Origin of the sequence: Arachidicoccus ginsenosidivorans (assembly GCF_007971385.1) — a bacterium.
GTDB classification, from domain to species: domain Bacteria; phylum Bacteroidota; class Bacteroidia; order Chitinophagales; family Chitinophagaceae; genus Arachidicoccus; species Arachidicoccus ginsenosidivorans.
Window position 1 is genome coordinate 338,887 of the sequence record NZ_CP042434.1, and the last position, 15,999, is coordinate 354,885.

The following is a 15,999-nucleotide window of genomic DNA, read 5'->3' on the forward strand; positions in this document are numbered from 1 at the left end:
TTACAACCGAAATATCTGGCAGGCTCCCTTAAACTAATTAGTAGTCACTCCTAAAATCAAATGTTAAAATCTTATGGAACCATTTTATAACAGCCTTTGAATCCCTTACTACTATCCTTTGATATACCCATAAGGCTTCCTTTCTGATCAGAAAGGAAGCCTTATGGGTATATGTTTGCCTGATCTAAAACTTAATCACTAATTATCAAACAATTATAAACAATTATTACCTATCCTAGAGTTGATAGTGCCTATTTTTAACAAGGTGGATGCAAATTTCTTCTTCCCTTAGAATTATGTACTTTTGCGTTATCCATTTGTATTCGCTGGGCGTTGCAATCAGGATAAGGAAACTAATCCACGATAATCATATAAGTAAACATAATGCAGGAATTACCCGTTATTAGCGACAAACCAAGAGTAAAAAAACCAGACTGGTTACGCGTAAAACTGCCTATCGGAAAAGAGTACAAGCATGTACGCGGCCTGGTAGATCAACATAAGTTACATACCATTTGCGAGAGTGGCAATTGCCCCAATATGGGCGAATGCTGGGGAGCCGGAACGGCTACATTTATGATTCTAGGCAATATCTGTACCCGTAGCTGCGGCTTCTGTGCCGTTGCCACTGGCCGGCCAGAAGCCGTTGACTGGGACGAACCTCAACGGGTTGCGGAGGCCATCAGCTTAATGAAAGTTAAGCATGCGGTAATCACCAGCGTGGACAGAGATGAATTAAAAGATGGCGGATCTATTATCTGGCACAATACCATTAAAGCGGTAAAGTCCTTAAATCCAACTACCACACTGGAAACCTTAATTCCTGATTTTAAAGCTGACCGGGAAAATATTCAACGCGTCATCGATGCCGCACCTGAGGTCATATCGCATAATATTGAGACTGTAGAAAGGCTGACTAGGCAGGTGCGCATCCAGGCTAAATATCGCCGTAGCCTGGAAACATTACGCATTCTTAAAGAGGGCGGCGCCCGTACAAAGTCAGGCATTATGCTAGGGCTCGGTGAAACCAAAGAAGAAATTGTAGAAACCTTAAAAGATCTGGCAGGTGTGGCAGTTGATGTTGTCACCATTGGTCAGTATCTGCAACCGACCAGTAAACATTTGCCGGTTGCCCGCTTTGTCCATCCGGATGAATTCGCGGAATACAGAGAGATCGGCTATGAGCTGGGATTTGATTATGTGGAAAGTGGGCCGCTGGTTCGTTCCTCCTATCATAGCGAAAGACATGTTGATAAAGGTTATGGCCGTGGCAAATGGCTGGAAGAAAAAGGCCTGGCAGGCTAAAACCTCCATTTGAGATCGCAAAATAATTTGATTACATCTATTATAAGCCAAATAGCTAATATTTTATATTATAAGCTATTTGGCTTATATTTTTTACTATAAGCATTTTACCTTATATTTGTTCAATGATAGCCGTTTTAACAGGGGATATTGTGGGTTCTACTCACCTGGACAAATCAAAATGGTTGCCCGCTTTAAAATCTGCGTTGATTAATTGGGGACAAGAAAGCGTCGATTGGGAAGTATATAGGGGCGACGAATTTCAGCTGAGATTAATTACAGCTGAGGATGCATTGACGGCTGCCTTTAGGATTAAAGCAAAATTAAAAGCACTTGCGGAAACGGAGGTGCGTATTGCCATAGGGATTGGCGCTATGGAAGGAAGTAAGGAACAATCCAATAAGGAAACAACCGCTCTAACGGAATCAAACGGTCCGGCCTTTATCCTTTCTGGTCGTAAGTTGGATGATATTAAAAATAAAAGGATTCACCTGGCAGTCGCCACAGACAATGAGGCCTGGGACCGGGAATGGAATTTACTCTTGCAATGGGTACTATTGAGCGCCGACAATTGGTCGGCTGGTTCCGCAGAAATCGTAGATCTGGCATTATCCAATCCGACCTTATCCCAGACAGAAATGGCAACGCGGCTAAATGTAGCGCAATCTGCAGTCAGCCAAAGAATTAAAAGATCCGGTTTTGACTTATTACAGCAAACCCTGGAATTATTCAAGGAAAAAATTAAGATGCTATGCAGCAGCTAAATCTGGCAGTCTCCACCTCTGCTGACACAGCAAATTCCATGTCGATTATCATGACACTGGTATTGTTGCTATTGGCACATCTGTTGGGTGATTTTGTCTTACAGCCCAGTCGTTGGGTCAGACAAAAATCAAGGTCAGGTTACAAATCAAACGCGTTCTGGTGGCATATAGTTCTGCATGGTGTCCTGGCCTGGCTATTAATTGCAAATTTTAGCTTCTGGCCTTTTGCGTTGGTTTTAACCATTTTGCATGGAGCCATTGATCAACTGAAAAGTGAAAAAGAAAGAACCTTTCAGTTACCTGCAAAGGTTGCAACTGCCGCAAAAAGTAAAAGACGTTGGTTTTGGTATGATCAACTTCTCCATTTACTGTCTATTTTGCTCATTGCCCTGTTATGGCAGACGGTTAGCTATTACAATGGAAATCCCAAAATACTCCTTAAAATAATTTTATCAGGACTAAGTAGCTGGTGGAGTCCGCAACACATCCTACTTATAACGGCCGCAGTCTTTTTAACCAGTCCTTCGGCCATCTTAATCCGCAACCTGATTACCGTATGGACCCCTTCCTACAACACACAATTGGAAACGGATTCTTTAAAAAATGCAGGCACTTATATAGGGATGCTGGAAAGACTTTTTGTATTTACATTTATCATATGCGGCCATTTTGAAGCCGTAGGCTTCTTACTGGCGGCCAAATCTATCTTTCGGTTTGGCGACCTGAGGGCTGCCCGGGACCGAAAATTAACAGAATATGTATTAATTGGCACCTTGCTCAGTTTTGGGTTGGCAATTTTTGCAGCTCTTTTATTATTACAGGGGAGGCTGGTCTGACATTTATAATTAGGGGCAGATTTTGAGTTTTTAACAGCAAAGCGACAAGGCTGCCAAGGCCAGTTTTCAAAAAAACATTATTTTTAGCGCATGGAAAATCTAACGATGAATATGGAAAATAACGAAATGCTGTCCTTTGAAGATTTTAAAGACTCGGTGCTCAACGACTACCGCATCGCGATAGAAAGCAGAGAAGCCAGTCTTTTGGGTCGCAGAGAAGTATTAACAGGCAAAGCAAAATTTGGTGTTTTTGGAGACGGTAAGGAGGTTGTACAGGTAGCCGTGGCCCGATTTTTCAAGCCAGGCGATTTTCGTTCCGGATATTACAGAGACCAGACACTGGCCTTTGCTACTAAAATGGGAACGATCCAACAGTTTTTTGCCCAGATGTATGCAGACGCAGATATTAATAATGAACCTTTAAGTGGCGGCCGCAATATGGTCAGTCACTATACCACGCCCAATGTGGATAAAGATGGCAATTGGCTGCCATTAGTTAACATGAAAAATACGGCGGCTGATATGGCACCTACCGCAGGTCAGATGCCAAGAGCATTGGGGCTGGCTTTTGCCTCCAAAGCTTTTAGGAACAATCCCAGCTTACAGGCGCCCCAATTTAAAAATCTGTCCGATAATGGCAACGAAGTCTGCTTTGCCACTATTGGTGACGCCGCTACTTCCGAAGGTCATTTTTGGGAGATTATGAATGCAGCCGGCGTCTTGCAGGTTCCCTTAGCTGCCTTTGTATGGGATGACGGTTACGGAATCTCGGTTCCTACCGCCAAACAAACCACCAAAGGTTCCATTTCCAGAGCAATGGAAGGACTAAGAAAAGAAGCGGACACAAATGGCATCGATATCTATCAGATTAAAGGCTGGGATTATGTTGCACTTTGCGAAGTACTGGAGCCAGCCATCGAAAAAATCAGAACAACCCATACACCGGCCCTCTTTCATATCCAGGAGATCACCCAACCACAAGGTCATTCCACCTCAGGCAGTCATGAAAGGTATAAATCAACAGATAGACTACAATGGGAAAGAAACTGGGATTGCTTAAAAAAGATGAAGGAATGGATGCTATCCAGTGGACTTGCAACGGAACCTGAACTAGCCCAGATTCAACAGGATGCTAAAAAGAAAGTGAAACTTGCCCGCGATCAAGCTTGGGAAGATTATGTACGACCACTGATAGCAGAAGCCCAAATAGCAGGCAATTTGATAAGGGCTGCGGCCCAAACTCCCCCAGCAGCCAAACCCAAAATTAAGGATACCCTTAACGATCTGGCAACCGCATTAATGAGCCAAAAAGATCCATTGCGTAAAGATATCCTAGGCGCTGTGGCGGAAGCTTTGGAGGCTGTTAATTATAATATCAGCGCTCCACAAATAAAAGCTTTGGTAGATTACCAGAAAACCACCACGACCAATTGGCATCACCTTTATGATAAATTTCAATATGACAGGGGACCAAAATCGCATAAAAATGTACCGGTAATCCCAGCCGAAATACCGGCTAACGCACCGGTTATCAATGGATTTGAAGTATTAAATAAATATTTTGATCAGCTCTTTGCCCATAACCCTGCTGTCATGGCCTTCGGGGAAGACCTTGGGAAAATAGGTGATGTCAACCAGGGCTTTTCCGGATTACAGAATAAATATGGCGCAGAAAGAATATTTGATACGGGTATCAGAGAACTGGCCATTATGGGTGAAGGGATCGGGCTTGCGCTAAGAGGGCTCCGCCCTATCGCCGAGATCCAGTACCTGGATTACCTGTTATATGGCTTGGAACCATTAAGTGATGATGTGGCTTCTTTGCATTACCGAACAGCAGGCAAGCAAAGTTGTCCCATCATTGTACGTACCCGTGGACACCGCCTGGAAGGGATATTCCATAGTGGCTCCCCCATGGGTATGATTATAAATGCCTTGCGCGGTTTTTATGTTTGCGTTCCACGCAATATGACTCAAGCTGCCGGTATGTATAATACTTTATTACAGACCAATACACCGGCACTGATGGTTGAATGTCTGAACGGCTACCGGTTAAAAGAAAAGTTGCCAGCTAACCTGGATAGCTTTACCGTGCCGCTTGGTATTCCACAAACGCTACGCGTGGGCACCGATATCACCATTGTCTCTTATGGATCCGTCCTTCGGATTATTCAGGAAGCAGCTGAGAGACTTGAAAAGCTTGGGATAGACTGTGAGATAATGGATATTCAGACGCTCCTTCCTTTTGACACCGAGCACCTGATCAGCCAATCCCTGGCTAAAACCAGCCGGATACTTTTTGTGGATGAGGATGTTCCGGGAGGGGCTTCAGCTTATATGTTCCAACACGTTATGGAAGTGCAAAAAGGCTATAAGCTATTAGATGTGGCTCCACGGACACTATCTGGCAAAAATCACAAACCGGCCTATGCCAGTGATGGCGATTATTTTAGTAAACCAAATGTGGAACAGATTATACAGACAGTTAGAGAAATGATGGCTGAATAATAACAGTAAACCTAAAATATAACCTAACAAGGCCTGCAAAGTTGAATGATTTAATCAGGAAACATTGCAGGCCTTGTTACGTAATGATACTTTGACGATAATCAGCGGGCAAGATCAGGAAGGCTGGCCTCTAATGAGGCAACTACCAGTTTTAGGAGTCGGATCTATGCCAGACCCTGGATCAAAAAGTGGTATTCCTGGAGCTCATCTTTGAAGATTTTAAGTGCTTTGCCAATATGCTTTTCTACGGTACTTAGAGAGATATCTAGTTTTTGGGAGATGGCCTTTTGACTCAACCCCTCTTTACGGCTTAGTAAAAATACTTGGCGACATTTTTTGGGCAATCGTTCGTATACCTTTTCCAATTTGTGCGATAATTCCTTGACTTCCAACGTGGAAAAATCGGTTTTGCACAAAGCAAAGGAAAAAACGGTTTTGCTGTAATGGATGCGAACAGCTTTTGACCTGTATTCATTCATAATTTTAAAACGAATGGCTTTATTCAGATAAGCACTCAATGAGCAGCTGATCTCCAGCGTATCTAGTTTCTGGTAAAGTGCAACAAAAATCTCCTGAACAAGATCTTCAGATAAAGGCTTGACACCCAACTTTTTATAAGCTATATTATACAGCAGGGGAAAGTACTTTCGGTAAATTTGCTCAAAGACTTTTGGGTCTTGTTGGGCTTGCTTTAATAAAAGATTATCTGCTGTTAAATCCGAAAAATTACTCATTGTTTGCATCATCATTCGGTTTGTTTGTTTTGTTAAAAATAACGCTCCTTAGTCGAATAGACAATTTTTTTTTGGCATTTTAATAACAGTATGTAAAATATTATGTCTATCTTATTGTGAATGACGGATTTCCGTTAAATTTCCGCTAACATATCTTTTTTTTGAATGTTAAAAAGGGGAAATAGAGTGTTCTCCATCCCCAGTGTAACCATTAAAATTAATCCATTTTAGGGTATGCTTAAGCTATTATTAAAGAGTATAAAATTGTAGCGCACAGAGATCTACTATAGAGATCAAAATGCATTTTTAAAAGCAGCCTTATAAATAGCTTTTGCCCATTTATTGCCCAAAACAGCTGAGCCAGCATTATTAGGATGCAGATAGAATACGCCTTGGTGTCCTTTTTCCGGCGCCATACTCTTATTATGATGTTTTTTAAAATAATCAAAGGCTGTTTGATCCCCTAAAAAAACCTGGTTGGCGTTGGTTGATTTATAATGACTGACAAGGTCATGTATAGCGGGATTATAACTAAGCAATCGCTGGCGACCTTGTTTTAAATACTTGGCGCCATTGTAAGTATTATCACTGTACCAGGGCGCCTGCTGAATCACAATTTTGGCACCGGGATAGCGAACCAGTAATGAATCAATAAGCACTTCAAGGTTATGTTGATATTTTGTTGGTGGAACTGGCGCACCATGGGTGCCTTCTATGGCACTATCATTGGTGCCTAACATAATGGAAAATATCAATTCATTGGTCAATTGTTCGCTGGAAGTTAACTCTTTTTGCTGCTGATAAAACTTGTCAGCAGCCTCGGTTACATTATGAAAATAATCAGTGCCAGGCAAAAAATCCAGTGTAGTTGCCCCACTCTTGCCTGCATTATAAAACTCAATATTTTTCACTAAGGCCATTAATTGCAAAGCACTGGCCGCTGCAGCAGGTGGCGCAAAATGATCTCTATCCTGAACGGCAGCCCCATAGGTGATACTGTCACCTATAAAAACAATATGAAGCGTCTTTTTTTTAACACCATTGAAACCGCAAATCAAGGCAAAAATAGCCACGATAACCCAAAGATTCCTTCTTCTATGTGTGGGGTACATTTAAAGCAGATTTAAAAATTAATTGTTACAAACGTTTGCACCAGTTTATTGCCGAAAGGTAAACATTTTCGCCATATTGATAAAAGTTCCGAGATAAATTAAAACAAAACGCCTTCTACTAGCTAGTTTGATTGCCTGACATTGCATGATTACCATGTTTTGTCTGGGTTGGACGAAGCTCATAGAGACCCACAATTAATGTTTATTAAATCATTAAGTAAGAATATAAACGCGACATTCACTTACAGTAAGATGGGTGTCTTTGTGAAATAATAAGTTTTTGAATATTTTTGCGCCGGGTTGTGCAATTGATGGATTACTGTGATTCGTTTTTGGGTCCGCTTTTTGTCCGAAACTGATAAACACAAAGGCATCATTTTAAATAAATAAATTAATAACTATCACATGATAGAAGTCATCAAAGGAGATATAACAACAATCGCTGCCGATGCGATTGTCAATGCGGCGAATACTTCACTTCTGGGAGGTGGTGGCGTTGATGGAGCGATTCACCGGGCTGGCGGAAAAGCCATTTTAGAAGACTGTATCAAAATCAAAAATAAACAAGGCGGTTGCAAAGTGGGTGAGGCGGTGATTACCACTGCGGGTAATCTGCCCGCTAAATATGTTATTCATACAGTAGGTCCTAAATGGAATGGCGGACAAAGTAACGAAGCATCTTTACTCGCCGCTTGTTATCGCAATAGTCTATTCCTAGCTTTAAAAAATGACGCCAAAAGTATTGCTTTTCCCAATATCAGCACTGGCATTTATGGTTATCCAAAAGAAGCGGCTGCTACAATAGCGGTGGATACCGTGCGTGAATTTTTAGGCAGGCAGGATCAAATTGATAAAGTTCTCTTTGTGTGCTTTGACAAAGAGAACTTTATGTTGTACGACAAGTTATTATAAATTTAAAGACATCAAAAATGCATTAAGTAATAAATCCTAAAAAAATGTACTACATGGCAAAGCATATATCCAATTGAAAAGGCTACGTATACCCCATCAAAGAATTGCTTTTTATTTACTTTATAAAACCCTTTTTCTGTAATAAAGCCATCGCCTCAATGGTTGTCGCTCCACTAATGGCAGATCTTAAATCCCCCCAAAGTTCAGTATCCCCAGGGTTTTTCCACCATGTATAACTGAATTTAATATCCGGACTTTTCTGTGTACCTACCTCCCACAAATATTCTGCATTATTAGTCAGAAAAGCAATGTACCGGTCTCTATCTTCAGCAGGCAAATCAGGGTTTTGAATCAATATAGTAAAATAGCGTACAAAAATACCCTTAAAAAGATTAACGTCATTTCCGCCACCATTTCCACTCTGTTCGCCATAATCAGTCATTACGCCATAAGTTCTATTAATATTATGTGTAATATGATAATTGGTTATCCGAATAGCATCATTAAAATAAACAGAATCTTTCGTGATATCATACAATTCAAGGGCAGCACCAAGGTCAGTTCCCACGTCATAAGAATAATCATTATTCGTATTATTAATTGCCTCGAATACTCTTCCAGAGGACAGAATTGTCCGATTGTATTTAATCCAATCATAAATCTTTTTAGCCCATTGAAGATCATTCAGTCCACCAACAACTTCATTTGGGTATAATTTATACCTCCTGGCAGCAATAATAGCTGCAGGTCCATTAGCGGGAATACCTTTACCTTCACCAAGATCATCTGATTCTTTTCTCCACTTAATGCCTCCCCATCATAATCTGACCAACCTTGTGTAATCCACGTCCATAAATCCTTGGAGGATTTGGCATAACGCTGGTCACCTGTAGCCTCTAATGCCCTCATATGCGCCAAACAATGCCAGCCCATGTCATCATAAAAAACATTTTCCCAGTCATCACTATACCAGTTCTTCTTTCTAACACCTTCATACCAATCATAAATATCCTGTTTAAAATTTTCTGATTTAGTGCGCAAATAAGCATCTACCATAACATCCAAACCATGGGCCTCAGGCCAATAATCATTCCACGCAATTTCTCCATCATAAGTATTGTTGAATACATGACTGGTCGTATTCCAATATCTATTAATAAAGGAATTCGTACTGCTATCTGCTGCTGCGACCCAATCAACTTTATAAAAATTGGTTTTTAAACCTTGATCCCCATTATATGGATCAAGATATTTCTCACAGGAAATCAAAGGTAAAAACAACAAAACAATAATAGATACCATCAAGGATTTACATGTCTTAATCCACTCAAAATCATTGTACTTTCTAAAGGTACCAGATTCTTGATCTCGATTACAATAAAATGTTATCATATTAAAAATTTAATATTCAGCGCCAAATTTAATTTTTCTTAACAGTATGCGTATAAGGAGCTCCGCCTTGTAACAAAAGTGTAACGGTGGTGCTTTGTCCATCTAAACTGTGGTCAAATTTCCATTTATGATCCCACTGTGTAACCGCATCTAATAAGGTTACATAAAAGTAGGAAGCCGGGGAATTAGCATCAGGCGGACTATCACTATCTATTTTTGTACCTAATTGTTCTGTACCAGAAGATGTTTCCATCTGGAATTTGTAACGCTCATCAAGTCCCCAGCTTTCAGGTTTCAAATGAATAACCGTGGAACCAGACCATACTCCCAAGCCCTTATAATCAAGATTTAGCATAATTGAATTAGTTGGACTAAAAAATACACCTACACTTTGAATAGTCGTTATCGAGGTTCCTTTATTGGTAAAATCAACTGTAATCCTATAAATACCATCTTCACTAACTTTAGAACTCTCGCCATTATCGGCTTCTGCAAGTTTGCCAGATCCATCTATATAATAAGTAGTAGGCGTTCCAGACACTCGGTCTACAAATTCATACCCACCTTGAGCTTTTAATTTCGTATAAATCTCAAATTTACCATCACTAATTTTTTGCATCTGCATCGATTTTGCCAAGTCATCACCGGTTTCCGATGCATCTCCAGTTAAATAAACATTATCAGGGATCACCTCAAATCCTTCTAGACGTTTAACGACAAGTTTATTTCTAACAGGGCAAGTAGCAGAACTTATTCCACGCCAAGAGGATACAGTCCAATAAATCGTCCCTGTTTCCCCAGTTGGAATTCCTGCGGCTGAACAGGCCTTATTTATATCTATATGCGAAATATTCGCATATAACTCTTTCCCAGTATTTTCGGAAACCACTCTATAAACCGGTTTATCTGTATCAGCATCCGAATAAAAATCCACCTCATAAGACACAAGTTGTCCATCCTGCGCATGACTTGGGGCCCATTGAAAAAGTAAATGTGCATCAGGTTGTGTACTCAAAATTATTTGTTGATTATCCACTGGCGCATACAATTCATCCACAGAACTAACTTTTGGATCTTTATATTCCATATCACTTTTCTTACAACCTGCAATGCAAGCAAGAAAGAAAGCGCAATAAAAACTTTTGTCATTATTGTTTTCATCTGTTTATTATTTAAATTAATTATTTTTCAGAAGGAATGCTCCATAATATCTTAAAACCATTCCGTCCTTAAAGTTCCATATTATAATTACCCTATTTTTCGACAACGCGAAAGAAGGCGACTATTAATATCCAGGATTATTGGGTTTTAAATTAGCATTCAAGTCCATTTGATCCAATGGTACAGACCATAAATAGTCTCTGTTATCACTAAATTGATATTGAGCAACACGCAGATAGCCTCCATCTACATTTGCATCACTACCGCCAAATTTAAATCCATGCATATAGCCATTTAACACCTGCTGTCCAATCTTCCATCTTTTAATATCAAACCAGCGTAATCCTTCCATTGCCAATTCCACGCGACGTTCATTTCTGATAATATCCCTTAATTCAGCTTGTGATTTGTTTGCTGGATAATTTAATGCTGCAGCGGCAGTAAAACCTGCTCTTTCTCTTATGGGCCTAATCGTCTCATTCCATTGACTTTCAGTTATTTTTGAAATTTCGTTACATGCCTCAGCATTCATTAATAACACATCAGCATAACGAAACATTATAATATTGAGTCCAGATTGAAAATTATCCCCCATAGTCCAATCAAAATATTTATGAACATAATACCCAGTTTTAGTTTGTCTATCGACTGGACTTATGTAAGAATCTTCGGTATTACTTCCTTTTGCAGTGCGAATAATATCTGTCGAACCGTCTTTATTCAGCCATTTATAATTGTCATAAACAATTGTGGCATACAACCGGGGATCTCTATTAACATAAGGATCTTTTTCGTTATAAGATGGATCCTTATCAGCACCTTTTACTGGAAGCCCGTTCATAGTCAAATAACAATCCACCAATTCTTGTGTAGGATTATCAGCAGAAATTTGTGCTTTCTTGGAAATAGGTGCCATTGAAGTCATATTAGTCCAGGTCTTCAAATTAGGAACATAAGTTTCATCGAGAATTACTTCGCTGTTATATTCACTCTCTGGAGTAAATAACATAAAATAACTCATATCTTTTTTTGCAGCATAGGTAAACAGACTATAATGCCCATATTTATCCTGATCATTCATCATTTCAGTCGTCAAATCCTTAACCTTCTGGTAGTTATTTTCATATAAATAGGCACGCGCCTGAAAAGCCACCGCAGCCCCTAAAGTAATTCTTCCATTCTCCTCTTGGGCCAAATTATCAGAAGTGGGAAGATTTCCGTTTTTAATAATGTCATCCAATTCAGAATGAATAAATGTCATAATTTCGCTTTTGGGGGTTCTAGAAACCTTATATGCCTCATCTAATGTGATTTCATCCGTAAAAAAAGGAACGGCACCATAATAATTCACAAGTCGAAAATAAATAAAAGCTCTTATGAACCGAATTTCATCGATCATTCTAGCTTTTGTCGCTTCTGGTATATCAGTAATACGATCAATATTATCCAAAAAAACAAGGCAAGTCTTTATGCCACCGTAATCGCCTTTCCACTCATTGGCAAATAAACCCAAAGCCGGCGTAGCTTCTCCCCTACGAATTGAAAAAGGATCGCTTGCGCCATAGGTATGCACCAGATTGTCACTTAACTGTTCATCCTGCCACATGGTATTAGCACTGTACATCTGGTTATAAGCCATATTTAACACCAATTGTGCTTTACTTACCGATGTCCAATAGCTCTCATCGGTAAATTTATCAGTAGGACTGACTGATAATTTCTGGCAAGACAGAAAATATACAATAGGTATAATTCCCGCAAAATATAAATCAGTTTCTTCATGTTTATAATTTTTAAAAATTGATATTAACGCCCGCTCCATAAAATTTAAGTGTAGGATAGTTTCTGCCACTATTTCCACCACTAGCATTCAATAAGTTATCAAACTCCGTAGATTCGGGATCTATAAAGGAATTAGGCGAGAAAGTGAAAGGATTTTGCAAATTAATAAATGCCCGTACCGATTTAAAACCACATTTTGAAACAAGTTTCTCAGGTAAAGTATAACCGAGTTGTATATTTTTTACCCGAATATATTTAGCATTGAGAATAACAAGATCAGAAGGCCTGCCCCAATTATTAGAGAAGGAAGAAGAATTATCGGTAGTCAACCTCGGAAACCTTGCATCTGTATTGGTAACAGTCCAAGTATCCAACTCGTGTTTAAATATAACAGGATACCATGCCCCATTATGAAAAGGCATATATATATCACCTCTTAAAGATTGCAATCTTTTGCCTACACCTTGAATAAGAACGGATAAATCAAATCCTTTATAATTTAAATTATAAGAAAATCCAAAATTATAATGAGGAAAACCGTCGCCCAGATAATAACGATCATTATCATCTATTACACCGTCATTATTACGATCAACAAATTTAACATCGCCCGGCTGCGGTGTCACACCAATTGGTATAGCAGAATTGGCTATTTCATCATAACTTTGGAAAAGGCCATCGGTTTTCAATCCATAATAAGCGCCTAAAGGCAATCCATTTTGCTGAATAAAACCAACATTGTCCACTACTCTAATCTGTGGATTACCAAGGTCTAATGCCTTATTTTCAGTATTGCCAATATTAAAAGATGCTGAATGATTAAAATCACCTGTCTTAAAATGGTAGTTCAAAGTAACTTCCCAACCTCTGTTTTCCATAGAACCAATATTAACGTCTCCAAGCGTCGTTCCTAAAACAGTTGGTGTAATCGGACTTAAAAGAATATCATTGGTTTTATTATAAAAATAATCCAGATTAACCGATAATTTGTCATTCAAAAAACTGAGATCAGCTCCAATATTTCTCGTATTAACCTTCTCCCATTTCAAGTCTGGGCTCCCTAATTGAAATCCTGTCCCAGAATAAATATTATTATCAAAACCTGCAATGTTAGAATAAACAGTATAAGTTGTAAAATATTGATAATCCGCTATTTCTTGATTCCCTAAAATCCCCATGAACCACGTAATTTTAAATTACCAACATTTTCCTGATAAGATTTCATAAAAGGCTCCTTGGACACCATCCACCCTAATGAAACAGAGGGGAATACGCCCCATTGATTTTCTTTAGGAAATCTTGTAGACCCATCAGAACGAATAGTAAATTCAGCTGAATACTTATCCGCATAATTATAATCAGCGCGTCCAAAAACTGATTGAATCACTCTTTTCAATGTTCCATTTACCTGTGTTCTACTTTGGTCAAAAGTGGTTTGATTATCACCATCAGAAACCGGAGTACCTAATTCCTCATCCGTAAATTTGGTTATAACTTTGATCCCCCTATTATTTACGACTTCTTGTGAAACACCAGCCATGGCAGATATATTGTGTTTGCCAATTTGTTTATTATAATCCAACAAAAACTGCGCATTTACATAAACATTCTTTGAGGAATAATTTTCCGTATTTCTATCTGTATTATTCAGTACCGGCTCTGTACTTTCTGCACTATTATAGGTTGGATATTGCAGATTCCTTACAAAATTCCAATCAGAATTTAAATCATATCCAAATACCCCTCTTGCCTTCAAATCATTCGTAATTTTAAAATCTAAGGCTGTTCCTACAGTCACCCAATCATTGTTATGTTTATTAAATCCCCCTAGCTTTAAAGCTGCTGCAGTATTGGTACCTACAGAACTAATCAAGTATCTGCCATCTTGCGTCATAGGCTGATTTGTATAATATTTAGGTGTTCTACTGGCATCCGCAATTTTAAAGCCTGCATTTGCCTGATCCCCTTTGCCATCATTACGAACGTATCCTAAAATGACGTTTATTTTTAATCGCTTATATTCTGCAGTATAATTAGTCCGAAGTGTATATCGTTGAATACCATAACCAGGTCCTATAAAGTTACTTCCTTGCGAAAAATAACTTCCAGAAACCATATAAGTACTATGTGCTGAACCGCCTGAGACACTCGCATCATATTGTTGTTGTGGCGCATTTTTAAAAATATAATCCATCATCCAAGGAGCATCCTTATGATCTTTTAAATCTTGTATTTGTTGAGGCGTATATGCGGGACTATTACCACCATTGGCTAAAGCAACATTCAATAAAGTCGCGTTTTGCCAGCCTTCTACCGGGTGATATAAAATATCTGCTGTTTGAACACCTCCTGACGCTCCAAGCCGAATATTGGGAGCCATATTTTTTGCGCCATGCTTAGTCGTAATTAAAATAACACCACTAGCTGATCTTGATCCGTAAATAGCCGCAGTTCCAGCATCCTTTAGAATAGATATTTTATCAACATCATTAGGATTCAAGCTATTCATATGGCTTATATCTGAAACCATACCATCAATAACCACCAAAGGTTGTGCATTCGTCTTGGTATTCAAACCTCTGATATTAATATTAATGGCATTATTATTTGGATCCATACTTTTTTGCTGAATCACCAGACTTGGGGCTTCCCCCTGGAGCGCTTGTGTCAGGTTACCTACAGGTCTGTTTTCAATATTTTTTGAAGACACCTGATCCACAGCACCAATGAGTTTTTGTCTAGTTGTTGTACCATAACCAATAATTACAACATCATTTAATGCCGTTGGCTTATTACGTAGGGAAATTTTAAATTCCGTCCTATCATCTACTTCAATTTCGCTTGTTAAATAGCCAACAAAACTAAATTGTAAGATATCTCCTTTCTTTGCATTGATCTGAAATCTACCATCTGGTCCAGTAATAGTCCCCGTCTTTGATCCTTTCAACAAAACAGATACACCCGATAGAGGATTGCCCGTAGAATCAGTAACGACACCGCTTACCTGACTTTGTTGCACAATATATCTTTTGACATCCGTTTGTGCAAGAGCAGACTTTTTGGGAACAATTAAGACGGTTTTGTCTTCTATTTGATAATCCAATGGCTGTCCTTTAAAGCACACAGATAAAGCATCTTCGATATTGGCATTTTGCAAACTCAAAGATACTGGAAGAGCCGAATTCAAGGCACCCCTTTTATAAAAAAACACGTAGCCACTCTGTTCTTTGAATTTAGCGAGTACACTTTTTAACGGAGCATCCTTAAAAGAACAACTAATATTTTGTGATTTCGCCTTGCCGCTCGCTTGTAAAGCAGCAACAAAAAGCAATGAAAAGACAAACTTCATGGATAAAAGGAATTGCCTTCGCCCTTTAGACGATAAATGCATAATCATACCTTTGCAATGTTTGAGTTAAACAATAAAAAACCATTGCGCACCCTTGCGCTATTAATAAAATTAAAATCACTCCTCTATACCAGCTAAACTCAG

At 39.1% G+C, this 15,999-nt stretch carries 13 protein-coding genes; 5 read left to right on the forward strand and 8 right to left on the reverse strand.

What is annotated here, in order from left to right:
* Window positions 1-384 precede the first annotated feature (384 nt).
* From lipA to FSB73_RS01265, 4 genes are all read left to right on the forward strand, one after another.
* Window positions 385-1,305, forward strand: coding sequence for a lipoyl synthase (gene lipA, locus FSB73_RS01250; RefSeq protein ID WP_146779800.1), 921 nt, complete (start codon window positions 385-387; stop codon window positions 1,303-1,305).
* Window positions 1,306-1,430: 125 nt separating this feature from the next.
* Window positions 1,431-2,069 carry a SatD family protein gene (locus FSB73_RS01255; RefSeq protein WP_146779801.1) on the forward strand — a complete coding sequence of 213 codons (639 nt, stop codon included), beginning with the start codon at window positions 1,431-1,433 and terminating at the stop codon, window positions 2,067-2,069.
* Window positions 2,057-2,905 (forward strand): DUF3307 domain-containing protein, encoded by an 849-nt coding sequence (locus FSB73_RS01260; RefSeq protein ID WP_225974349.1) that lies wholly within the window; start codon window positions 2,057-2,059, stop codon window positions 2,903-2,905. Before FSB73_RS01255 ends, FSB73_RS01260 begins: the two co-directional genes overlap by 13 nt.
* 90 nt (window positions 2,906-2,995) lie before the next feature.
* Window positions 2,996-5,413, forward strand: a complete 2,418-nt coding sequence (locus tag FSB73_RS01265; protein ID WP_146779802.1) for an alpha-ketoacid dehydrogenase subunit alpha/beta — start codon at window positions 2,996-2,998, stop codon at window positions 5,411-5,413.
* A gap of 164 nt (window positions 5,414-5,577) precedes the next feature.
* On the opposite strand, the gene FSB73_RS01270 is transcribed toward FSB73_RS01265, so the two are convergent.
* Both FSB73_RS01270 and FSB73_RS01275 read right to left on the reverse strand, forming a co-directional pair.
* Window positions 5,578-6,162, reverse strand: a complete 585-nt coding sequence (locus FSB73_RS01270; protein WP_146779803.1) for an RNA polymerase sigma factor — start codon at window positions 6,160-6,162, stop codon at window positions 5,578-5,580.
* A 278-nt stretch (window positions 6,163-6,440) separates the two neighbouring features.
* The gene (locus tag FSB73_RS01275) at window positions 6,441-7,259 is read right to left on the reverse strand and encodes an SGNH/GDSL hydrolase family protein (RefSeq protein WP_146779804.1); all 819 of its coding nucleotides are present in this window, start codon (window positions 7,257-7,259) and stop codon (window positions 6,441-6,443) included.
* Window positions 7,260-7,664: 405 nt separating this feature from the next.
* Here FSB73_RS01275 and FSB73_RS01280 point away from each other — a divergent pair, with 405 nt between their 5' ends.
* Window positions 7,665-8,171: an O-acetyl-ADP-ribose deacetylase gene (locus FSB73_RS01280; protein ID WP_146779805.1), complete on the forward strand. Its 507-nt coding sequence runs from the start codon at window positions 7,665-7,667 to the stop codon at window positions 8,169-8,171.
* A gap of 115 nt (window positions 8,172-8,286) precedes the next feature.
* Here FSB73_RS01280 and FSB73_RS23645 read toward each other — a convergent pair whose 3' ends face one another.
* From FSB73_RS23645 to FSB73_RS01305, 6 genes are all read right to left on the reverse strand, one after another.
* Window positions 8,287-8,934, reverse strand: coding sequence for a glycoside hydrolase family 76 protein (locus FSB73_RS23645; RefSeq protein ID WP_225974735.1), 648 nt, complete (start codon window positions 8,932-8,934; stop codon window positions 8,287-8,289).
* Complete coding sequence (locus FSB73_RS23650; RefSeq protein ID WP_225974350.1) at window positions 8,856-9,563, reverse strand: hypothetical protein; 708 nt, start codon at window positions 9,561-9,563, stop codon at window positions 8,856-8,858. The genes FSB73_RS23645 and FSB73_RS23650 overlap by 79 nt, the downstream gene beginning before the upstream one ends.
* A gap of 28 nt (window positions 9,564-9,591) precedes the next feature.
* Window positions 9,592-10,650: a SusE domain-containing protein gene (locus FSB73_RS01290; protein ID WP_146779806.1), complete on the reverse strand. Its 1,059-nt coding sequence runs from the start codon at window positions 10,648-10,650 to the stop codon at window positions 9,592-9,594.
* Between the two features lie 198 nt (window positions 10,651-10,848).
* Window positions 10,849-12,546 (reverse strand): RagB/SusD family nutrient uptake outer membrane protein, encoded by a 1,698-nt coding sequence (locus tag FSB73_RS01295; protein WP_146779807.1) that lies wholly within the window; start codon window positions 12,544-12,546, stop codon window positions 10,849-10,851.
* A complete protein-coding gene (locus FSB73_RS01300) occupies window positions 12,518-13,684 on the reverse strand; it encodes a TonB-dependent receptor domain-containing protein (protein ID WP_146779808.1) in 1,167 nt (388 codons plus the stop codon). Before FSB73_RS01300 ends, FSB73_RS01295 begins: the two co-directional genes overlap by 29 nt.
* Complete coding sequence (locus tag FSB73_RS01305) at window positions 13,672-15,903, reverse strand: SusC/RagA family TonB-linked outer membrane protein (RefSeq protein ID WP_146779809.1); 2,232 nt, start codon at window positions 15,901-15,903, stop codon at window positions 13,672-13,674. Before FSB73_RS01305 ends, FSB73_RS01300 begins: the two co-directional genes overlap by 13 nt.
* Window positions 15,904-15,999: the final 96 nt, after the last annotated feature.